This window comes from Bradyrhizobium sp. WSM1743 (genome assembly GCF_000473065.1).
Taxonomy (GTDB): Bacteria; Pseudomonadota; Alphaproteobacteria; order Rhizobiales; family Xanthobacteraceae; genus Bradyrhizobium.
Window position 1 is genome coordinate 73,554 of record NZ_AXAZ01000023.1, and the last position, 21,857, is coordinate 95,410.

Here is a 21,857-nt window from a genome sequence, read left to right on the forward strand (position 1 = left end):
GATTACTCCTTCCGCCCCAGCTGCTCTTTCAGCGCGGCGAGCTTGGCGAAAGGCGAGTTCGGATCGATCGGACGATCGCGCTCGCGCGGATTCGCGCTCGAAGCGTAGGGACGCAGCGAGGGACCGGACTCGCGATCGCGACGATCGCGGCCCTTGTCGCGGTCGCGGCCACGATGCTCGCGGCCGCCGTCGCGATCGCCGGGCTTGCCCTTGCCACGATCACGATCCTTGCCTTCGAAGCGGCGGTTGTTGTCGCTGCGCTGCTCGCGGCGGTCGCCGCCTTCTTCGCGGCCCTTGCGGAAATCTTTGCGATGCCCGCCGTGACGATGGCCCGGCTTCGCGCCTTCAGCAGCTTCGCCGGACGCGGCGCTCGCCGCACCGGGTGCAGCGCCAGCCTCGGCACCCGCCTGCGGTCGCGGCTGATGGTGGTGACGCTGGTGGCGATGGCGCTCGTGACGCGGCTTGCGATCCTCGTGACGCCCGGCCGGACGCCAGACCTCGACGAGCTCGGGCTCGGCGGGCGCGGCCGCAGCCTCAGGCGCGGCAGCGTCGGGCGATGCGGCAGCTTCCGTTGCGGCGGTCTCGGCAGCAGCAGCTTCGAGGCCGGCAGCCTCAGTGGACGCCGCTTCTGCGGGCGGCGCGATGCCGGGGGCATCTTCAGGTGTGACGGGCGCTTCTGGAGAGGCTTCGAGCGCCGGCTCCTCATGAGCCTCCTGTTGGGCGGGCTCGTCGTGCGGCTCCATGCCGGGCGCGTCTTCGACCGTGACGGATTCGGCCGCGGCTTCGGTCGATGCAGTCGCCTCCACCGGCAGGCCGGCAACGGCCTCCGCCGCGGTCTCGGTCGAGTTCTCCGCGCTGCCCTCGGCGGGCGGCGTCTCGGCCGGAACCGTCTCGGCGACCACGGGCTTTTGCGGCAACGGCGGACGCTTCTCCATGCGATAGCCGAGCGCGCGCAGCACGGAGGCAAAGTCTTCGCCGGCTGATCCCGTGAGCGAGGTCATCGCCTGCGTGACGACGAAGCTGCGGCCGTCGAACGCGCCGGCGGGCTTTTCGCCGGGCGAGTTCTCACGCCACGCCAGCGCCGGACGGATCAGATCGGCCAGCCGCTCCAGGATATCGACGCGCACGGCGCGCTCGCCAGCCTGCTTGTAGCCGAGCACGCGATAGGCATCGCGCGGCAGCTGCTTGTCGACGGGGAACGAGGTGCGCCCCGACGATGCCAGATGCTGCGCGCCCGACAGCGCTGAGAGATCGACATTGTCCTGCTTCAGCGCCCAGAGCAGCGCGGCGAGCGCACGCGCGGCGGGCTTGAGCAGGCCGGGGAAATAGATGTGATAGGCGCCGAAGCGGACGCCGTATTTCCGCAACACGGCACGCGAGGGCTGGTCGAGATCCTTCAGCTCGCTGGCGATCTTCGGACGCTCGAGCACGCCGAGCGCCTCGACCAGCTGATAGGCGATGCCGCGGGCGATGCCGGCGACGTCCTCGGCCTTGGACAGCTCGAACATCGGCCCGAGCAGCTTCTCGATATGGGTCTTGAGCCAGAGCTCGAGCCGCGCCTGCACCTTGTCGCGGGGGGCGCCGGTCAGGCGCTCGTCGGAGATGATGCGGATGCGCGGATGCAGCGCGTCGTCTGCGGCAGACAGCCGCGCCACGGCATCGCCGGTCCAGCGGATGATGCCTTCGGAGGTCAGCACGAACTGCTCGTCCGGCGCATTGCCCAGCTTCTCGGCGCGCGCGTTGATCTCGCCGGCGAGCACCGCTTGCGCTGCAGCCTGCAAGGCTTTCGCATCGGAGCCTGCTTCCGCCGCATCCGGTGCAAAGGTGAAGCCGTCGAGGCGGCCGATGACATGGCCTTCGACGATGACTTCGCCGGTCTTGCCGATTTCAGTATTCAAGCTCGTGTTCTCCCGCAGGCGGCGCATCAATACACTGGTCCGGCGATCAACGAAACGCTCAGTCAAGCGTTCATGGAGCGCATCCGATAATTTATTTTCGACCTCCCGCGTGATTCCCTGCCAGCGTTCGGGGTCTCTCAGCCAGTCCGGGCGGTTGGCGACGAAGGTCCAGGTGCGGATCTGGGCGATTCGGGCCGACAGCGTGTCGATATCGCCGTCGATGCGGTCGGCCTGGGTAACCTGGGCCTCGAACCAGGAATCGGGAATGCAGCCCTTCCGCATCAGGAAGCCGTACAGCGTCGTCACCAGCTCGGCATGGGCGGCCGGCGACAGTTTTCGGTAGTCCGGCACCTGGCAGGCGTCCCAGAGCCGCTCCACCGCCGCCTTGCCATGCGCGATATCGCGCACCTCGCCGTCGCGGGCGGCGTGGTCGAGCACGCGCATGTCCTCGGCGATCGGCGCGCGCGTCAGCGTCTCGTGGCCGGGGGCGAGGTTCAGCGACACCTGCAGCGCGCCGAGTGAGGAGAAATCCAGCTTGGCGTTGCGCCATTGCAGCACCTTCACGGCATCGAAGGTGTGGTTCTGCAGCGCGTTGACGAGCTCGGGCTCGAACGGCGCGCAGCGGCCGGTGGTGCCGAAGGTGCCGTTGCGGGTGGCGCGGCCGGCGCGGCCGGCTACTTGCGCGAATTCGGCCGGGGTGAGGCGGCGGAACTGGTAGCCATCGAACTTGCGGTCGGAGGCGAAGGCGACGTGGTCGACGTCGAGATTGAGGCCCATGCCGACGGCATCGGTGGCGACGAGATAATCGACATCGCCGTTCTGGAACATCGCCACCTGCGCGTTGCGTGTGCGGGGCGAGAGCGAGCCCAGCACCACCGCGGCGCCGCCGTGCTGGCGGCGGATCAGCTCGGCGATGGCGTAGACTTCATCGGCCGAGAACGCGACGATGGCGGTGCGGCGCGGCTGGCGCGTGATCTTGCGGTCGCCGGCGAATTCGAGGCTCGACAGCCGCGGCCGCGTGATCATGGAGACGCCCGGGAGCAGCCGCTCGATGATCGGCCGCATGGTCGCAGCGCCCAGCAGCAACGTCTCGTCGCGGCCGCGGCGGTTGAGAATGCGATCGGTGAAGACGTGGCCGCGCTCGAGATCGGCGGCGATCTGGACCTCATCGACGGCGAGGAAGGAGACGTCGATGTCGCGCGGCATCGCCTCGACGGTCGACACCCAGTAGCGCGGATTCTTCGGCTTGATCTTCTCCTCGCCGGTGACGAGTGCGACGCTGTTGGCGCCCGCCCGGTCGGCGATCTTGTTGTAGACCTCGCGCGCGAGCAGGCGCAGCGGCAGGCCGATCATCCCCGAGGGATGCGCGAGCATCCGCTCGATGGCGAGATGGGTCTTGCCGGTGTTGGTCGGCCCGAGCACCGCAGTGACGCCCGCGCCAGGCACTCGATCGGAAAGTGCGCGCTCGGAGGCGAAGGGGGAGGAGGAAAAAGCCATGTCTCGGGATTAGGTAGTGGCGATTTGGGCGAATGTCAGTGCTGGATGAGGCGGCGAGGGGGCTGGGCGTCCGTGATGTCTCCGAACGCTGGGCTGTAACCGCACCCGCTGCTGTCATCGCCCGGCTTGACCGGGCGATCCAGTACGCCGCGGCGATTGTGGCAGAGCCGAGAGGCCGCGGCGTACTGGATGNCCCGGTCAAGCCGGGGCATGACAGCGGAGAGTGCGGCACGCTCTCCCCAAATCCCGCGCAACTGTCTCACTTTGCGACGCTTTTCCCGTTCGCTTTAAGCTTCGGAACGACTCTAGAACGAATCGCGGCCGAATCGCTGACTCCCTGACGAGTCCTGTTCCGTTCACGCAACATGTCGCGGGACTCGTATTGGTTGCGCACTAGATGGAGTTTTGCGCGGCCGCACAAGCGACCGGGTTCGTTAAAGCTGGGGATGGCGCGGAGTCGAATCAGAATCGGGGCAGAGTCAAATGGATTCCCCGGCTGCGGACCCTGCCCAAACAAAAACTCCGAAAACAACCCCATGCACAGTAGGTAAGTGATTGATATTGCATGATCTCTTCACCCTCCCCTGGAGGGGTCCGGGACGAGCGTAGCTCGCCCGTGGGTCGGCTCACATGAAGCGAAGCGGAATGTGAGACGGGGTGGGGTGATCTCTCCCACGGACACTGTTCGTGTGGAGGGATCACCCCACCCCGCTCGCGCTGCGCGCGATCGACCCTTCCCCTCCAGGGGAGGGTTAAGAGCGCTACTGCGTCTTCGCCACCCTTGGCGGCTGGGGCGAAGTGATGAAGCTCGTGGCTTCCAGCATGGCCGGCCCGAGCGGCGTCGGCACTTTCAGCCAGAACGGGACCAGGATGCGCGTGCCGGCCACCGGCGCGAAGGCGATCTCGATATTGCGCTGGGCGGCGAGGTATTTGATCACGGGGCGGTCGGGGATGTAGCCCGCCACAGGCACGAAATAGAGCGCGCAGACCACGACCGGGCCCTTGTACCCTTTCTCCGCCTTCACACTCTCCATGCGCTTGAAATCGAGCTTGAGGTCGTAGCGCATGCGGCCGTCGAACACGGGAGCTGCGTTGTGGCAGGCCTCCGGCGAAACCGGATCGCCGGTGCCGGGCACGCGCAGGAGCGAAGCCGTCATCGGGTCCCAGACGCCGCGGCGATGCGCGTCAGTGACGACGATGCGGTCAGGATCGACCGGCGGCTCCGGCAGGATGGCAAAATCCTTCACATTGCCCTTGTCGAGGGTGATGCGGATCTCTTCGGTCTTCTTCTGGGTGGTAGTGGAGGCCTGATAGCCGGTCGCAACCAGCGCGCCGTTGACGACGCGCCCCTGGCTCGCGCCGGTGCCCGACCCGCCCGTGAACGACTTCAAAAGCCCCGTGGTGCCGCCGGAGGCCGCGGCCGAGAACACGTCGTCCTGGATATCGATGTTCCAGGCGCCCCTGCCGACGGGAATGCCTGATAGCGAGGCCTCATATTGCGCCTCGAGCTTGCCTTGCGCCGCGGCCGGCGCCACGCCCCACGCCAGGGCCAGCATGCACAAGGCAGCCAGCCAGCCGGCCAGGCGCAGACGGGCAAAAAGGGGCGTTGTCAGCACGAAACAATCCAATCGGGGCGCGATGCGCTGTTACTTAAGCCAAAAACCGCGGCAAACAATGTGTGGGGGCGTCTGAGCCCTGGGAACTCCACCGGATATCTCGGCGGCGAATACGCCCTTTATGTGATGGTAAGGCGCGACAAACATTGCCGTTTTTGTGATCGGGCGGTAGCCGCGGGCTCCCATCCCCCTCCCAATCTCCGCTGTCATGCCCCGGCTTGCCGCCTTCGCTGAAGCTTCGGCGGGCCGAGCACCCCTGTGGGCCTCGGCGTAGCCTTGGCGGAGCCGGGACCGGGGCATCCAGTACGCCGCGGCCCTCTGGTCAGCCGCGCTGCCGCGGCGTACTGGATCGCCCGGTCAAGCCGGGCGATGACACCTCGCGTGGGGCATAGCGCGGGCCACGAATCCCCGCCCAAAAACTTGACGCAAGGCCCCTTCCCCCCTATACGTCCGCCCGCTCCCTGCAAGGACGAAAGAATTTGCCCCCGTGGCGCCCAAAATGGCGGCCGCAGATCGTTGGGGGTTCAGGATAAGGAATTTTGCCATGTCTCGCCGCTGCGAACTGACGGCCAAGGGCCCCCTCGTCGGCCACAAGGTCAGCCACTCCAACATCAAGACCAAGCGCCGCTTCCTGCCGAACCTCGTCAACGTGACGTTCATCTCGGAAGCCCTCGGCCGCAACGTGCGCCTGCGCGTCTCCACCAACGCGGTCAAGAGCGTTGACCACAATGGCGGCCTCGATGCCTTCCTGCTCAAGGCCAACGCCGATGCGCTCTCCCCGCGCGCGGTCGAGCTGAAGCGCGCCATTCAGAAGAAGGTCGGCGACACCCAGCCTGCGAAGCAGGCGAGCTGAGATTTTCGGAAATTGGGCGGGGGCTAAGTTGCGTCGCGTGGCGTAGGCTTAGCCAGTAGAGTTTGAGTAGCGGCCGGATCGGAAGATCCGGCCGTTTTTGTTTGTGGTGAGACGGTAGGTCAGTAGCGCAGTGACGAAAGTGTACTTGCCCGCAAGGGTAGAACCGAGCATCCTGCGGTTGAGACCTCTCAGGCTGGGGCGGGAGGATGGACGTCGCCACTGAATTTAAGTCGAAGATACTTAGCCGGAGCAAAGAGCCCGAAGAATATCGAATTTACCGAGCAGGTCTCGAATGGGATCTGACCGATCCCATTGTTATTGACCGGGCGGAAGACTTTAAGTCGACTCCGAGATGGAGCGATCGTCTTACTCCGTACCATCACCAAGTAACCAACCTCATCACATTTTGCCGTCGTCTTCCAGTGACCTTGCTGGCGGACGACGTTGGCCTTGGAAAGACGATCAGTGCAGGCCTGATCATCAGCGAACTTGTCGTTCGATCTAGACTGTCCAAAGTCTTGATCGTTTGCCCAAAAATTCTCGCCCAGCAATGGAAGGAAGAACTGGAGGCCAAATTCGATATTCCCGGAATTGTTGCTTTTGGGAGAGACCTACTTACGGCTGAACCTGAGGAAGTCGGTGCGGTAATCACGACATACAACTCAGCTCGATTGTATCTCGAAAAGCTTCCGGAAGACCGCTTCCAAATGCTCGTCTTGGATGAAGCGCACAAGCTCAGAAATCTTTACGGTGTCCCTAACACTCCACAGGTCGCGAAGCGCTTTCGCAAGGCGCTAGAGCAACGAAGATTTCCCTACGTCCTGATGCTGACTGCCACACCAATCCAGAATCGACTATGGGACCTGTACTCCCTCGTTGACCTGCTGACCATCGCTCGTGGGCATGACAACCCCTTCGGCAGCGAAGGCATGTTCATCCGCAAATTTGTTGCGGATCCCCGGGACGGAGCACGTCAGTTAAAAGAAGAAGCCAGGGACGAATTTCGATCAATCGTCTACGGCTACATGTCCCGCGTACGCCGAGGCGATGCCAAGCTTTACTTCCCCGAAAGAAAGGTTTTGCGACACGAGGTAGATCCTACCGCGGCAGAACTTCAGCTTATCAGAGCGATCGCAAAGCCAATTCAAAAGCTCAATCGGCTTACTCAAATCTCGATCCTACAGGCGTTGACGAGCAGCCCCGAGGCGCTATCGGCACAGTTGGACAATATGGCCCGGAACGGAACTGCTCCGGCTGACCTTGCCGCGACAGTTAAGGGCATCGTGGCCGAAATGCCACTAACAGCAAAGCTTCTCGGTCTCGACAAACTCATACAAAAACTCAAGCAGGAGAACCCCGAAGGTTGGAGACTCGTCGTATTCACGATCCGACGAGAAACGCAAACTACAATCCAGAACTTCCTTGAAGGCCACGGGCTGAAAGTCGGCGTCATCAATGGTGACTCAGGGGAGCGGAATCAGGAGACCATTAAGCTCTTCCGTGAGACGCCCCCGCGCTATCGAGTCATTGTATCCACAGAAGCGGGCTCCGAAGGCGTCAACCTTCAGACGCGAATGTGTTGGTCAATTACGACCTGCCTTGGAATCCGATGATTGTCGAACAGCGAATCGGTCGCGTGCAGCGCCTCGCATCGACGCATGCATTTGTGAGCATCTACAATGTCACTCTAAAAGGCACCTTTGAAGATTACATCGTCGGTAGATTGATGGAAAAACTTCAAATGGCATCTCATGCCGTCGGCGACGTCGAGGCTCTTCTGCAAGGAGCGGACGTCGCCGATGGAGACGAAGATGGTGGTTCAGGGTTCGAAGACAAAATCTTGGATCTTGTGCTGGCCGCGTTGGCAGGAAAAGACGTCGAAAAAGCCACCAAGCTCGCCGAGAAAAGCATTGAGGATGCCAAGCTAGAGCTCGAACGCGAGGAGGCAAACATTAACTCCATGCTCGGAGGGATGGAGGAAGCCGAATATGACGGTCCACGCACTCCAACACTCCCCAAAAATGAACGGTCGCTAGATGCTCGCGAGTTCACGGCAGCGGCGCTAAAACTCCTCAAAGTCCAACTCACTGAGGAGCCCAATGGACTTCTTTGCGCTGAGGAGAATGGAGGACGCGAGTACATCAGATTCGCGGACCCCGCCGATACAGCCAAACGAACCACACTATACGCGCCGGGGACGCCCGCCTTTGAACGCCTTGTGAATCGCGTAGTTGCGAGCGGATTGCATGAAGTAGACGACCTCGACCCGGATCCAACCCGAGCGACGCGAGAGGTCGCACAAACCTGGGTTACTCAATTCGGTGGACATTATTCGTCCTCAGAAGTGACTGATGGCATCCGATTGTTCGATGGATCAGCTCTCCTGCGCGTTCGAGCCACCGTGGCTCATGACAGCTACGAACGCCTTGTGGGCGTCGACTGCAACAACCAAGATCACCGGACCGATCGGAGCAAGTCGGCGGTCAATCCAATTCCAAAAGCATTCGACAAACCTCAATCTCTTGGCATCGATATCGACAGACTTCAAAGAGCGGCGCTGTCCGATGACGGCATTTCCGAGTTCTCGCGCTTCTATCTAGAGCGCCGGGAACATGAGACCGCACGTGCGTCCGATGTGCGTAAGCGCAAGAAACTGGAAGACGAGTTCACACCTCGAGTGGAAATGACGCTCGTTGGACTGGACGGAAGACTGCATAGAGAGATCGGCGTAAAGGTAAGGTACACCATTGACTCAGAGGATGAATACGAGAGCCTCATTGTCATTCGACCATACGACAAATCGCTTATTCGAGCACCCGAACTCGGCCTGTGCTCTAAATCTGGCAAGTCTGTCCCTGACCAGTGCCTGGCTAGATGCGACGTGACCGGCGCCTACGCGCTCCGTCATCTTCTTAGAAAATCAGAAATTACTGGCCGTCTCGCCCTTCCGGAATTCACAATTTTATGTGGACATAGCGGCAAGCGCATTCTCCGTGAGGAGGCCGAGTTATCAGCTGTGACCGGAAAGCTGGTCTCGGCCGAGTTTCTCAAGACCTCAGCAGTGAGCGGCAAGAAGGCCGAGGCCGAGCATTTCCGAACGTGCGCCTTCACCAAGTCTGACGTTCTGATCGACGAACTCGCTGCCAGCGAAATCTCGGGTAAAGAATTCAGGTCGGACGAAGCGATGCAGTCATCGGTTTCGGAAAGGACGGGGCATAAGCAAGAGTTCATCTTTTGTCATGAGACGCGACGTCCCATAGCCCTAGACGAAGCAGAAAGGTGCGAGATCACTGGTCATCGTGTTAGAGCTGGAATTCTTGAAAGATGCGAACTAACCGGCAAAATGGTTCTGCCAATCGGTCTCGAGGCGTGTTCGTTAACCGGCAAACGAGCACTGAAGCGCTACTTCGTGAGTAGCAGCCTGTCCGGTCGCAGGCTCTTGGAGCAAATAGCTCAACGATCATCAACCGGAACGTTTTGCGCACCCTCAGAACGTCAAACGTGCGCGTGGAGCGGCCGCGCTGCCCACCCTGATGATATTCGTACTTGCGACCTAACGGGACTCTCCATCCACTTCGAATTCCTGACGCCACAAGCACCTTATCGGCTCAAGGCTCTAGTCGAAATACTCATTGGCATTCGTCGAAATACAGATGCAGTTGAAAGATGGCCTGAGATTGCCGGCCAACTCACGTCAGTTAAGAACGGAGGAAAGTATCAAGTAGAAGCCGCGGTGATGTCGCCGGACAATCGGCTCTTAGCAACGTCGTCAAAATCAAAAGCGATGTTTGGTTTCCGCGTCTATCAAGTCGGCGCACTGTACGATATTTCAACCAACACGATTATCGGACGCATCTGCGTTGGAAAGCGTGACAGAGAGAATTGGATAGAAGTCGCGCGTTAGTTTTTTCTTTCGGGGGGCACATGGATCTGAGTCACTTTCTACTGTTAGCGTCGTGCGGAACCAGTCTCGTCGGCGCCGTTTTCTCGCTTTTGGCTTATCTATCCAATCGTCGATTGGCTCATGAATTTTCGTTGGTGTCGTTAGGCAAATTGCTTCGCGACGAAACCGAACTGCTTCGGCGGGCAACTGAAGATCAATCACGAGGCGTAAGGGAAGAACTCGCAAATCTGCTAGCTAAATTTCAAGAAGCGATCATTGTCGGCTTCGGCAGCCTTGGACGGGGCATCAACGAGCAGATCAAAGAGTTTTCATCTCGACTCGATAGCGGAATTCTATCGATTGAGACACGGGCTGACGGCATCGCATCCAAATTGGACGCCGATATCGAGAAGATGAGATCGGAGGCGGTCGCAAACCGAGACAATCTACGAGGCATAATCGAACAAAAGCTCGATCAGAACTTGACGGGGCACGCGGACACGGCCCGAATTTTGAAAGATGAACTCAGCAACAGCTTTCATCGGCTTGGGGCGAGCGTAAATGACTCGTTCGCTCAATCTAGCCAGTTGCAGAGTGAACGTCTGGGCAATGTAAATGACACCCTGTCATCGCTCACTGAAAGACTTGAAAAGGCGCAAGAAGGAGTTCGCGCTACCGTGGAGGCCCGCCTTGAAGCAATTCGAAACGACAATGCCGCGAAGCTTGAACAGATGCGGGCGACTGTCGATGAAAAGCTTCACGACACTTTGGAGCAGCGGCTCAACAATAGCTTCAAGCAGGTCAGCGATCAGCTTGAGCAAGTCTTCCGTGGCTTGGGAGAGATGCAGAGCTTGGCCACTGGCGTCGGTGACCTCAAGCGCATGATGACAAATGTAAGAGCCAGAGGCACTTGGGGAGAGGTTACGCTAGCTAGCATCCTTGAGCAGGCAATGGCGCCCGATCAATATGAAAAGAACGTCGAAATAAGACCCGCGAGTAATCAACGGGTCGAATTTTCAATCAAACTCCCAGGGGGCGAAGGCGGCCCGCTTTGGTTGCCAATCGATGCGAAATTTCCGACCGAAGATTATGAACGGCTAATTGATGCTTCGGAGCGGGGCGACGTGGAAGTGGTCGATTTGGCCGGTAAAGCATTGGAGACACGGATCAGACATGCGGCAAACGACATCGCAACCAAGTATATACATCCGCCCTTCAGCACCGACTTTGGGATATTGTTTTTGCCCACTGAAGGCTTATACGCTGAGGTCATCAGAAGGCCGGGCCTTTCAGACTATCTTCAGCGCGAGAATCGAATACTCGTAACCGGACCGACAACCCTGCTTGCTCTTTTGAATAGCTTGCGCATGGGTTTCAAGACTCTCGCCATTCAAAAGCGATCTAGCGAGGTTTGGCAAATTCTTGGTGCCGTAAAGACCGAATTCAACAAGTACGGCACAATCATCGATAGCGTGCAAAAGAAGCTGCAAGAGGCTTCGAACACCATCGATAAAGTTTCGACTCGGAAACGTGCGATTGACCGCAAGCTACGCTCAGTCGAAATGCTGCCCGAAGTCGAGACGGCAGAACTCTTGGCGTCGCCAAACTCTGACGAACCTGACCCATCATCGATCGAAGAGTTGCAATCCGTCGGGACTGATTCTTAGCCGTAGATGCTTCCTCAGCGTAACCTCGCTTCTTTCAGTATCTCCGCTATACTCGCCCCGGTAGCATCACCCGGAGGCGCATCCCATGGAGTCCGCAGCCAACACCGACCACAAACCCACCGGCAAAAACCTCTCATCTGCTGTGACGCCACCGGCAAGGAGATCTCGGAGAACATCTCCAACGTCCTGAAGCTCTGTCGCTGCCTGCGCGAGCCGGACCGGACGCCGGCGCGGCAGATGGTGTCTTTCGATCCCGGGATCGGCGCGGTGACGGCATTCGTAAACGGGGCGCCGTGCGCGTTAACCCTCCATTAACCAACGCAGCCTAGCCTGCTGCAATCGTCCAGCCATCACTAGCTCGAAATGCCTTCCCGGTTCGCTCCAGGAGAAGCGCCGATGTGCGTTGAGTTGTTGACGTATGCTGATCTCAGTGCCCGCCTCGATATCTCCCGAGAGGCCGCGCGTTCGCTGGCGAGACGCCGCGGGTTGCCGCGTTCGCGGTCGACGGACGGCAAGGCCCTGGTGAGCCTTGATTTCTCCGAGCTCCGCTACACGCCCCGCCCACGACGCGGCCGCCGGGCCGACCCGATCGATGCCTCCCTGGCAAAGATCGAGGCCGTCAAGATGGAGGCCTTCAAGGCGGAGGTCGCGCGGCTCGAGATGTTGGTAGCCAGCACAAGGGCCGATTTCGAGCGCGAGCGCGAACGTGCCGATCGCCTCGCCGTCGAGCTGATGCAGGCGGCCGCAGAGACGGCGGCAGCCAATGCGTGGGCGGCACGACTGGAAGACGAAGTCGCGGTTCTGCGGACCGGTCGCCGGGCGGGCGGCGCGATCGCGGCACACGCCGCGCGTCGACTGGGACACCTGGCCGCCGCGATCGTGGAAGCAGACCGCGCGGCATGCAGGTAGCACTCGAGACTCATCTCCATCCCCGGCTTGCCGGATCAATCACGAGGTAAGCATGACTGCCATCACCGATATCCAGGAAATGAAGGCCCGCATCGTCGTGTTCGGGGTGGGCGGCGCCGGCGGCAATGCGGTCAACAACATGATCACGGCCGGGCTGCAAGGAGTCGAGTTCGTGGTCGCCAATACCGACGCGCAGGCGCTGGCCATGTCGAAGGCGAAGCGCCTGATCCAGCTCGGCACCAAGGTGACCGCGGGCCTCGGCGCCGGCTCGCAGCCGGAATTGGGACGCGCCGCAGCCGAAGAGGCGATCGATACGATCCGCGATCAATTGACCGGCGCACACATGGTGTTCGTGACGGCCGGCATGGGCGGCGGCACCGGCACCGGGGCTGCACCCGTCGTCGCCAGGACCGCGCGCGAGCTCGGCATTCTCACGATCGGCGTGGTCACCAAGCCGTTCTACTTCGAGGGCCAGCGCCGCATGCGCTTTGCCGAAGCGGGCATCGATGAGCTGCTGAAGACGGTCGACACCCTCTTGATCATCCCGAACCAGAACCTGTTCCGGGTGGCCAGCGAGAAGACCACATTCGCCGATGCCTTCGCCCTTGCCGACCAGGTGCTCTATTCGGGCGTGGCCTGCATCAGCGATCTCATTGTCAAGGAAGGGCTGATCAACCTCGATTTTGCCGACGTCCTCTCCGTCATGAAGGAGAAGGGCAAGGCCATGATGGGACGGGGCGAGGCGTCCGGCGAGAAGCGCGTGCTTGCCGCCGCTGTTGCGGCGATCTCCAATCCATTGATCGAGAATCCCTCGATCAAGCGCGCCAGTGGCCTCATCATCTCCATCACCGGCGGCAAGGATCTCATGCTGTACGAGGTCGACGAAGCCGCGACCCGCATTCGCGACGAGGCCGACCCGGACGCCAACATCATCGTCGGCGCATCCTTTGACGACAGACTCGACGGCATCGTCCGCGTCTCGGTGGTAGCGACCGGAATCGACAATCTCGACCCGGCGCCGCAGGCGCAACCGGTCGAAACCGCGCTCACGCAGCTCGCCGGCAGGCTGCGCAACGACGGCCGCCGCATCGCCGATCGGATTGAGCGCAGTGCTTCCCTTCCGCAAGTGGAAAGCCCGCCACTCCGCCCGCAGCCGCACCACCCCGTGGGGCCACCGGCAAGGCCGGGTCTGGATTATGCACGCCAGGCGGCCGACCGGCCGCTCGATCCTTACGGCCGCGCGGCTGCGCGCAACGCGCCGGATGATGCCGTTCTCGATATCCCGGCCTTCCTGCGCCGCGCCGCCAACTGAGCGGCGGCGGGAGCCGTCTGACTCAAGATGTAGCCCGCGAAGCCCGTCATGCCCGGCCTTGTGCCGGGCATCCACGTCTTTGTTCCAACTAAGCAAGAAAGACGTGGATGGCCGGGTCAAGCCCGGCCATGACGCTGTGGAAACTTAAGACGAGCTTCCCGAGCTGCACAACGCAGCGAATTCACGCGGCCGTGCTCCGCGGGCTCTCTGCGGTTTCCTGCTTGTCCGCCTCCTTGTCACGGGACAACCACGCCGGGAAGCGAAGCAGGCGCTCGTTGGTGTCTTTCGGCAGCTCGATGGGCGGCGCTTCATTGGCCGGACTCGGCAGGTCCAGCACTGCCTGTCCTGCTCGCACCGCATCGGCGCGCTGATCGAGTTCGCGCAACAGGGGATCGAGCACGCTGTCGATTTCGGTCGCCACCGACACCAGGAAACTGTTGAGCTCGCGCGCCTCGGGCACGACTGCCGCAGCCGACTCGATCGCCTTGGAAAGACCATCGACGACGGGTGCAAAGGCACCGGCGGCTTGCTTGATTCGCGCCTTTATCGCTTCGATTTCAACCAAAACGCGCTCACGCTCCCGTCTTTTCTTCTCCTCCGAAAGGCGGGCTTCAATTTCGGCGATCTGAGCCGTCAGGGTCGTGGCTTCTGATGCGAGTGCATCGCGTCTTCCGCGCGCGCGATCGAGATCGCGGCTGAGATTGTCCACTAAGTCGTCCTTTCCAAACATGGCTTTGCTCCGTACGACAGCCGTTTTGGTCTGCAGGACGGCCTTGGCGCGAACCGCCAGCCTGGCAAGCAAACGGAAGGCTGGGTCGGCCGAAACAGGCATCAACTTCGGTCGCGTCACATGGGCCGACATGGTGATCCCCCACTCGTCAACATTAGGCGACGGCATGGTTAACAAGTTGTTAATGTCAACAGATGATAGATGGGGCACCATGCCGGCGACGTCGCCTTCGTCTCCTAGCTGCCGTCCATTTCCGCTATACTCGCCCCGGTAGCATCACCCGGAGGCGCATCCCATGGAGTCCGCAGCCAACACCGACCACAAGCCCGCCGGCAAGAACCTCGTCATCTGCTGTGACGGCACCGGCAACGAGATCTCGGAGAACATCTCCAACGTCCTGAAGCTCTATCGCTGCCTGCGCAAGACGGACAAGACGCAGCCGCGGCAGCTGGTGTTTTACGATCCCGGCGTCGGCACGGTGACGGAGCCGACGACGTGGCACCGGCTCAAGGCCAACGTCAACCTGGTGCTGGGGCTCGCCACCGGCTATGGGCTCGATGACAACGTGCTCTCGGCCTACTGCTTCCTGGTTCAGCATTATGCGCCGGGCGACAAGATTTACCTGTTCGGTTTTTCGCGCGGGGCCTACACGGTTCGCGTGCTGGCGGGGTTGATCCACAAAATTGGGCTGATCTCGCCGGAGCAGGCGAACCTCGCAGGAAGCGGCCTCATTGCCTACAAGCAATATTCCGGCACCGGGCGCGGCAACGATATCGAGGACCTCAAGGACATCGCGATCGACGAGAGCGGGCCGCTGCCGAAGAACGAATTCGACCTCGCAGCGCAATTCGCGCGCATCACCTCGACGCGCTGGCCGACCATCCACTTCATCGGCGTCTGGGACACGGTGGCGAGCGTGATCGTGCCGCGACGCGACAATTTCTTCTTCCTGTTCAGCCTGGAGGAGCTCGCCTTCACGCTGCGCAATCCCAGCGTAAAAATCTTCCGGCAGGCGATCGCGATCGACGAGCGGCGCTGCATGTTCCGCCTGAAGCAGTACTGGGAGCCGCAGGAGTTCTGGAGCAACCGCTATGTGCCCGACGAGAAGAAGGTGCCGCAGGATGTCTTGCAGGTGTGGTTCGCCGGCGTGCATTGCGACGTCGGCGGCGGCTATGCGGAAGCCGAAAGCGGGCAGTCCAAATATCCGCTGCTCTGGATGATCGACGAAGCCGAGAAGGCCGGGCTGAAATTCAACCCGCGCACGGTGAACCAGCTCGCCTGGGGCATCCAGCGCAAGAACTCGCCGTTCAAATACGTGGAGCCCGCCTTTACCGGGAAGACGGGCGAGTTGCACAATTCGATGAATACGGCCTGGCGCGTGCTGGAGTACGTGCCGAAGAGCGCAAAGTACAAGGAATGGCCGGAGCGGAAGGTGGTGCTCGGCTTCTACATCCCCGACAGCGAGCCGCGCGTCATCCCCGAAGGCGCGCATGTGCATGAGAGCGTGTTGAAGCGAATGGCGGTGGAGCCGGGGTATCGGCCGGTGAATCTGCCGAAGGATTTCGTGACTGTGCCGATGCCGGTGGGGCCGCAGCAGGCGGAGGCGGCGGAGGACTCGCTGCCACCCTCCCCTGGAGGGGGAGGGTCGGCTCACATGGAGCGGAGCGACATGTGAGACGGGGTGGGGTGACGGTCTCTCCACGGCTGCGCTGCCCGTGTGGAGAGATCACCCCACCCCGCTCGCGCTGCGCGCGATCGACCACGGGCGAGCTACGCTCGTCCCGGACCTCCTCCAGGGGAGGGTGGGATCCCGCTACCGCCGCTTTCTTTATTTGCCGACACTTTTCATTAAAATTCTCCAGCCAACCTTAGTCTGATCGCATCTTCTCTTTTCCATCATTGGGACAAACCACCCGCCGCGATACCTGCGGAATTGGAGGAGACGTGCCAATGCATCCGCGAAAGTATGTCCGCGTGAAGCCCGCAGGGCTGGTGTCGCGGCAGGCCAAGATCATCACCGACCCGCGCGCGCCGGTGATCCCGTGCACGCTGATCGACTATTCGCCCGGCGGGGCCTGCGTCGATCTCGGCGGCCAGGTGAAGATTCCCGATCGCTTCGAGCTGCTGCACGTCAACACCAGGAAGCGCTGCCGGATTGCGTGGAAGCGCGGCACGCGGGTGGGCGTGGTGTTTTAGGGATATTGTGGGCTGGTTGCTTACCCTCCCCTGGAGGGGTCCGGGACGAGCGTAGCTCGCCCGTGGGTCGGCACGCGATCGAGCAAAGCGAGATTGCGTGACGGGGTGGGGTGACAGTCTCTCCACCGAAGCGGTGCCTGTGTGGAGAGATCACCCCACCCCGCTCGCGCTGCGCGCGATCGACCCTCCCCCTCCAGGGGAGGGTAAGAGAAGGCTACGTCCGCATCCTGGCCTTGGTGCCGGCGACGATCTGCATGGCGACGCCGGCGATCCAGCCGGCGAAGACGAGCCAGGTCCAGGCCAGGTGCGGATCGAGCCGGAGCACGATCACGGCGACGGAGGCGAGCGCAGTCAGCGTGGCGCAGAGCGTGCCGGCTGAACTGAGAAATTCCGCGGCGTCGATCTCGCTGTGCGCGTCGTCGAAAGGCATTTGCGGCGTGTCGATGCCGAGATAGAAGCCGACCGCGCCCAAGGCCATCATCAGCAGCAGGAATCCCTGCGTGGTGAGCGTGGGGATCGCAGATCCCACATAGGCGCCGACGAACAGGCCACACGCCGCCCCCGCCATCGCAAGAGCCACGCGCTCGAACACATGGGCAGTTTTGCGGATACCAAAACGCATGGCCGGCCTCCGTGAGGCGTTGAGCAACGGAGGTTAGGCCAGTTTTGCGGTGGGTGGAAGGCGAGGTGGTTTACGGATGCGTGAGGCGGCTGGACCGGTGGTCGCGCCACATAAACGCTGTCGTCCCGGACAAGCGCGCCTCAAAGCGCGCGCCGATCCGGGACCCATAGCCAAGGGAGGCGTTTGGTGAAGACTCGTCGCTACGCTTACCTTCCACGATCGATAGATCACGCGGTATGGCGACGAGCGCAAGCGCGCGCGGAGGTCCCGGATCTGCGCCGACGCTTGTCCGGGACGATAGCGGAGATTGGAGGGCCGCTGTCGCGCCAAACTAAGTCCCGAAGAAATCACCTCGCGCCGAACGTGGTCTTGCCGAACAGCGCCTTTTGCGTCGAGGGCTGCGAGCGCCAATATTGCGGGGGCGCTTCGACCTCGCCGCCGAGCGCGGCGGCGGCGTGCCAGGCCCAGCGCGGGTCGTAGAGCATGCCGCGGGCGAGCGCGACCATGTCGGCCTTGCCGGATGCCACGATCTCCTCGGCATGCCCAGCGTCCGTGATCAGGCCGACGGCGATGGTGGGCAATCCGGTCTCGCGGCGGATGGTCTCCGCGAACTGCACCTGATAGCCGGGGCCGAGCGGGATCTTCTGCAGCGGCGAGACGCCGCCGGAGGAGGCATCGATCCAGTCGACGCCGCGGGCTTTCAGCGCTCTCGCGAATTCGATCGTCTGCGCCAGATCCCAGCCGCCCTCGACCCAATCGGTCGATGACACCCTCATACCGACCGGCTTGTCAGCGGGGAACGCGGCGCGCACCGCGTCGAACACTTCGAGCGGAAAGCGCATGCGGTTCTGCAAGGACCCGCCGTATTCGTCGGTGCGCCGGTTGGAGATCGGCGACAGGAATTGATGCAGGAGATAGCCGTGCGCGCCATGCACCTCGATGGCGTCGATGCCGAGCCGCGCGGCGCGTTTGGTGCAGTCGACGAAGGCCTCGCGGATGCGCTTCAGGCCTGCCGCATCCAGCGCCAGCGGCGCGGCCTCGCCTTCCTTGTGCGGCACCGCTGACGGCGCCACCGTCTGCCAGCCGCCCTGCCCTTCCGGAATCAGCTGGCCGCCGTCCCAGGGCCGCGCGCTCGAGCCTTTGCGGCCGGCATGCGCGAGCTGCATCGCGACCGCCGCGGAGGAATGCTTGCGCACGGAGCTGAGGATCTGCTTCAGCGCGGCTTCGCAGGCATCGCTGTAGAGCCCGAGGCAGCCCGGCGTGATGCGGCCGATCGCCTCGACATGCGTCGCCTCGATGCAGAACATCGCAGCGCCCGACAGGCTGAGATTGTTGATGTGGGTAAAGTGCCAGTCGGTGGCGACGCCGTCCTCGGCCGAATATTGGCACATCGGCGACACCACGACGCGGTTCTTCAAGGTCAGGCCGCGCAGCTTGATCGGGTTAAACAGGGTGCTCATGCGGGGAGTTCCGGGAGATGGAGGGGCAATGCAGGGAGTGTAGTGAGCGACGCGCGGATTGCTAGGCGCGCGGGGGAATAGCGGGTCGCCTCGGCGTGCATTTCCGCAATGGCGGTGTGAGGCGAGCCAGCCTCCCCATCGTCATTGCGAGCGCAGCGAAGCAATCCAGTCTGCCTCCGCGGAAAGATTCTGGATTGCTTCGCTGCGCTCGCAATGACGGGGAGAGCGACTGCCCTACTCCGCCAGCGTGAATTGCAGCAGCAAGGTCCGCTGCAGCATCGAGAAATTGTCGTCCGACACCAGCGTCAGCACGGTCTCGCCGTCGGCGGTGACGTGGGCGTCGATGCCTTCCATGTTGTCGATCTCGTGGCCGAGATCGGCGGCGAACAGCGCGGGGCCGTCGACCAGCGCACCCGGCGCGATGGATTTGAGGGGGATCGACCGGATGCGGATGTTGACGCCGGTGAACCAGGAGAATTTGCGTTCGAGGATCAAGAGCTCGCCGGAGGGCAGCAGCACGGCATCGCTGATGTCGTATTTCTCGGTGCGGCGCACGCTGAATTGGCCGGGCGCGGGACCGCCGATCAGGAAGGCGAGGAGGTTGCCGTCGGCATCGAGCCCGCGCTCGGAGAACGCGATCAGCGTGCCCGCGAGCGGCAAGTTCTGGTCTTTGCCTTTCGGCACGACCACCATCGCCTCCAGCCCCTTGTTGGAGGGCAGCTTGCGCAAGGCCGGCGGGACACTGATCACCTCGCCGCGGGCGCGGGTGCCGCCCTTGGCAAAATCGTAGCGCAGGATCTGGTTGACGCGCTCGAGCCCGACATAGACGAGGTTGCCGTCGCGCGCGATCGATTCCGAATCCCACCAGAGGTGCTTGTCCGTGATCGGCCGCCCTTCGGCGCCGAGCAGCGGCGCGGCCTCGACGTCAGCGAGCCCGACCATGTCGCGGCCGGAATAACGGATGCTGCCGGTGAACCAGCCGCCCTGGTCGGAGATCGCGACGAAGCGCTCACCCTTGCCGTCGAGGAAGCGGATGCCGGACAGGCCGCCGAAGCCGCGATAGGACGAGGTCAACACCAGGCCGCTGCGATATTCCAGCGAGCCGAAGCGCGTGCGCGTGCGGTCGCGCGGTTCGAAATTGGGAATCGGACGCGCGTTGACCTCGACGCTGCGAGGCGCGGCGACGGCGTGCTCGACCTGGAGCTCGCGTGGCTCGGTCGCCGCTTGCGCCTGCGCGAGGCGGGAGAGCGCGAGAGTGGAGAATCCCGCCGCTGCGTGCCCAAGAAAGCTGCGGCGGGATGAAAGCGTGCTCACGAATGCAATTTGCGTCGCGGGCGACCGGCCGCTTGTGTTGGTGCGGTGTTGGTCTCGCTGAACAGCTCGGCGAGCTTTTCGGTGATGGCGCCGCCGAGCTCCTCGGCGTCCACGATCGTCACCGCGCGGCGGTAGTAGCGCGTGACGTCATGGCCGATGCCGATCGCGATCAGCTCGACCGGCGAGCGGGTCTCGATCTCCTCGATGATGTGGCGCAGGTGCCGCTCGAGATAGTTGCCGGGATTGACCGACAGCGTGGAATCGTCGACCGGCGCGCCGTCCGAGATCATCATCAGGATCTTGCGCTGCTCGGGCCGGCCCAAGAGGCGCTTGTGCGCCCAGTCCAGCGCCTCGCCGTCGATGTTCTCCTTGAGCAGGCCCTCGCGCATCATCAGGCCGAGATTTTTTCGCGCACGGCGCCAGGGGGCATCCGCCGACTTGTAGATGATGTGGCGGAGATCGTTGAGGCGGCCGGGATTGGCCGGCTTGCCGGCGGCAAGCCACGCCTCGCGCGATTGCCCGCCCTTCCAGGCGCGCGTGGTGAAGCCGAGAATTTCCACCTTGACGCCGCAACGCTCCAGCGTGCGTGCCAAAATGTCGGCGCAGGTCGCGGCGACCGTGATCGGGCGGCCGCGCATCGAGCCGGAATTGTCGAGCAGCAGCGTCACCACGGTGTCGCGGAACGTCGCCTCCTTCTCGTGCATGAAGGACAGCGGGTGATAGGGATCGGTGACGACGCGCGACAGGCGCGCGGGATCGAGGATGCCCTCTTCGAGGTCGAACTCCCAGGCGCGGTTCTGCTGCGCCATCAGGCGGCGCTGCAGCCGGTTGGCGAGGCGCGCGACGATGCCTTGCAGATGCGCGAGCTGCTTGTCGAGATAGGCGCGCAGCCGCTCCAGCTCGTCATGATCGCAGAGATCCTCGGCCGCGATGACCTCGTCGAACTTGGGCGCGAAGGCGTGATATTCCGGCCCGCGCGGCTCGTTCCTGCCATGCGCGTTCGGACGCGTCGCCTCGCCCGGCGTCTCGTCGTCGCCGAGCTCGCCGTCGTCGAACGTATCCGAGGTCGAGGCCTGCGCGCTTTCCATCGCGCTCTCGCTCATCTCCTCGCTTGTTGCCTGCGCCTGGTCGGCGCTCATCTCCTGCGCGGCGTCGGAATCGGGCGAGCCTTCGGCGCCGGACTGATCGTTGTCGCCGTCCTGGTTCTCGTCGTTCTCGTCATTGTCCTCGCTGTCGGCGTTGCGCTCGTCGCCGAGCTCGAGCGCCGACAACAGATCGTGCACGGCGTCGCCGAACCGGGTCTGGTCCTCGAGCACGCCGTCGAGCCGGTCGAGCCGCCTGCCGATCTTGTCTTCGAGGATGGGACGCCAGAGGTCGACCATCTTCTTCGCCGCCGTCGGCGGCGCCATGCCGGTCAGGCGCTCGCGCACCAGCATCGCCAGCGCGTCCGCCAGCGGCGCGTCGGCACGGTCGGTGATCTCGTCGAACTTGCCGCGATGGAAATGGTCGTCGAGCATCGCGGTGAGGTTTTTGGCAACGCCGGCCATGCGGCGCGCGCCGATCGCCTCGACGCGAGCCTGCTCCACCGCCTCGAACACGCCGCGCGCCTGCGGATTGCCGGGCATCAGCTTGCGATGAACCTTGGGATCGTGACAGGCGAGCTTGAGCGCGATGGAATCGGCGTGGCCGCGCACGATCGCGGCATCACGCTTGGTCATCTTGCGCGCCGGCTCGGGCAGCCGCGCCTTGCCCGGCGCAAGGCCCGGGCGCTCGGCGGCGAAGGAGACGTCGAGCTCGGGCGATTTCGCGATCGCCTTGAGGCAGGAGGCGACCGAGCGCTTGAACGGCTCGGTCGGCGCTTCCTTGTTGCTGCGGAATTTGGAGTTGGAGGTGGTCATCT

The 21,857-nt window shown here is 62.8% G+C and carries 16 protein-coding genes; 9 read left to right on the top strand and 7 right to left on the bottom strand.

Features of this window, described 5'->3' with window-relative positions; all coding sequences use genetic code 11:
- Positions 1-2: 2 nt before the first annotated feature.
- Both YU9_RS0116610 and YU9_RS0116620 read right to left on the bottom strand, forming a co-directional pair.
- Complete coding sequence (locus YU9_RS0116610) at positions 3-3,395, bottom strand: helicase-related protein (RefSeq protein WP_027573870.1); 3,393 nt, start codon at positions 3,393-3,395, stop codon at positions 3-5.
- 761 nt (positions 3,396-4,156) lie between these two features.
- Complete coding sequence (locus YU9_RS0116620; RefSeq protein WP_027573872.1) at positions 4,157-4,966, bottom strand: DUF3108 domain-containing protein; 810 nt, start codon at positions 4,964-4,966, stop codon at positions 4,157-4,159.
- 589 nt (positions 4,967-5,555) lie between these two features.
- On the opposite strand from YU9_RS0116620, the gene rpmB reads away from it, so the two are divergent.
- The 7 genes from rpmB (at position 5,556) to ftsZ (ending at position 13,635) form a co-directional block, all read left to right on the top strand.
- Positions 5,556-5,864, top strand: a complete 309-nt coding sequence (gene rpmB, locus YU9_RS0116625; RefSeq protein ID WP_027573873.1) for a 50S ribosomal protein L28 — start codon at positions 5,556-5,558, stop codon at positions 5,862-5,864.
- A 206-nt stretch (positions 5,865-6,070) separates the two neighbouring features.
- Positions 6,071-7,477: a DEAD/DEAH box helicase gene (locus tag YU9_RS49920; RefSeq protein ID WP_245266404.1), complete on the top strand. Its 1,407-nt coding sequence runs from the start codon at positions 6,071-6,073 to the stop codon at positions 7,475-7,477.
- Positions 7,444-9,768, top strand: coding sequence for a hypothetical protein (locus YU9_RS49925; RefSeq protein ID WP_245266405.1), 2,325 nt, complete (start codon positions 7,444-7,446; stop codon positions 9,766-9,768). The genes YU9_RS49920 and YU9_RS49925 overlap by 34 nt, the downstream gene beginning before the upstream one ends.
- A 20-nt stretch (positions 9,769-9,788) precedes the next feature.
- Positions 9,789-11,414 carry a DNA recombination protein RmuC gene (gene rmuC, locus YU9_RS41570; RefSeq protein WP_198028249.1) on the top strand — a complete coding sequence of 542 codons (1,626 nt, stop codon included), beginning with the start codon at positions 9,789-9,791 and terminating at the stop codon, positions 11,412-11,414.
- Positions 11,415-11,420: 6 nt separating this feature from the next.
- Positions 11,421-11,729: a phospholipase effector Tle1 domain-containing protein gene (locus tag YU9_RS51065; protein ID WP_084298966.1), complete on the top strand. Its 309-nt coding sequence runs from the start codon at positions 11,421-11,423 to the stop codon at positions 11,727-11,729.
- A gap of 81 nt (positions 11,730-11,810) precedes the next feature.
- Positions 11,811-12,323 carry a hypothetical protein gene (locus YU9_RS0116640; protein WP_027573874.1) on the top strand — a complete coding sequence of 171 codons (513 nt, stop codon included), beginning with the start codon at positions 11,811-11,813 and terminating at the stop codon, positions 12,321-12,323.
- 52 nt (positions 12,324-12,375) lie between these two features.
- On the top strand, positions 12,376-13,635 hold the full coding sequence (gene ftsZ / locus YU9_RS0116645; protein WP_027573875.1) for a cell division protein FtsZ: 1,260 nt from the start codon (positions 12,376-12,378) through the stop codon (positions 13,633-13,635).
- Between the two features lie 181 nt (positions 13,636-13,816).
- Here ftsZ and YU9_RS0116650 read toward each other — a convergent pair whose 3' ends face one another.
- Positions 13,817-14,497: a hypothetical protein gene (locus tag YU9_RS0116650; protein WP_027573876.1), complete on the bottom strand. Its 681-nt coding sequence runs from the start codon at positions 14,495-14,497 to the stop codon at positions 13,817-13,819.
- A 163-nt stretch (positions 14,498-14,660) separates the two neighbouring features.
- On the opposite strand from YU9_RS0116650, the gene YU9_RS41575 reads away from it, so the two are divergent.
- Together YU9_RS41575 and YU9_RS0116660 are read left to right on the top strand one after the other, a co-directional pair.
- Entirely contained in the window at positions 14,661-16,040 is a 1,380-nt protein-coding gene (locus YU9_RS41575; RefSeq protein WP_051380405.1) for a DUF2235 domain-containing protein, read from the top strand.
- A 275-nt stretch (positions 16,041-16,315) separates the two neighbouring features.
- On the top strand, positions 16,316-16,561 hold the full coding sequence (locus YU9_RS0116660; protein ID WP_027573877.1) for a PilZ domain-containing protein: 246 nt from the start codon (positions 16,316-16,318) through the stop codon (positions 16,559-16,561).
- A gap of 214 nt (positions 16,562-16,775) precedes the next feature.
- On the opposite strand, the gene YU9_RS0116665 is transcribed toward YU9_RS0116660, so the two are convergent.
- From YU9_RS0116665 to cobT, 4 genes are all read right to left on the bottom strand, one after another.
- On the bottom strand, positions 16,776-17,183 hold the full coding sequence (locus tag YU9_RS0116665) for a hypothetical protein (RefSeq protein ID WP_027573878.1): 408 nt from the start codon (positions 17,181-17,183) through the stop codon (positions 16,776-16,778).
- Between the two features lie 347 nt (positions 17,184-17,530).
- Positions 17,531-18,643, bottom strand: a complete 1,113-nt coding sequence (locus YU9_RS0116670; RefSeq protein ID WP_027573879.1) for an NADH:flavin oxidoreductase/NADH oxidase — start codon at positions 18,641-18,643, stop codon at positions 17,531-17,533.
- 234 nt (positions 18,644-18,877) lie between these two features.
- A complete protein-coding gene (locus YU9_RS0116675) occupies positions 18,878-19,957 on the bottom strand; it encodes an esterase-like activity of phytase family protein (protein ID WP_027573880.1) in 1,080 nt (359 codons plus the stop codon).
- Positions 19,954-21,855: a cobaltochelatase subunit CobT gene (gene cobT / locus YU9_RS0116680; RefSeq protein ID WP_027573881.1), complete on the bottom strand. Its 1,902-nt coding sequence runs from the start codon at positions 21,853-21,855 to the stop codon at positions 19,954-19,956. Before cobT ends, YU9_RS0116675 begins: the two co-directional genes overlap by 4 nt.
- Positions 21,856-21,857: the final 2 nt, after the last annotated feature.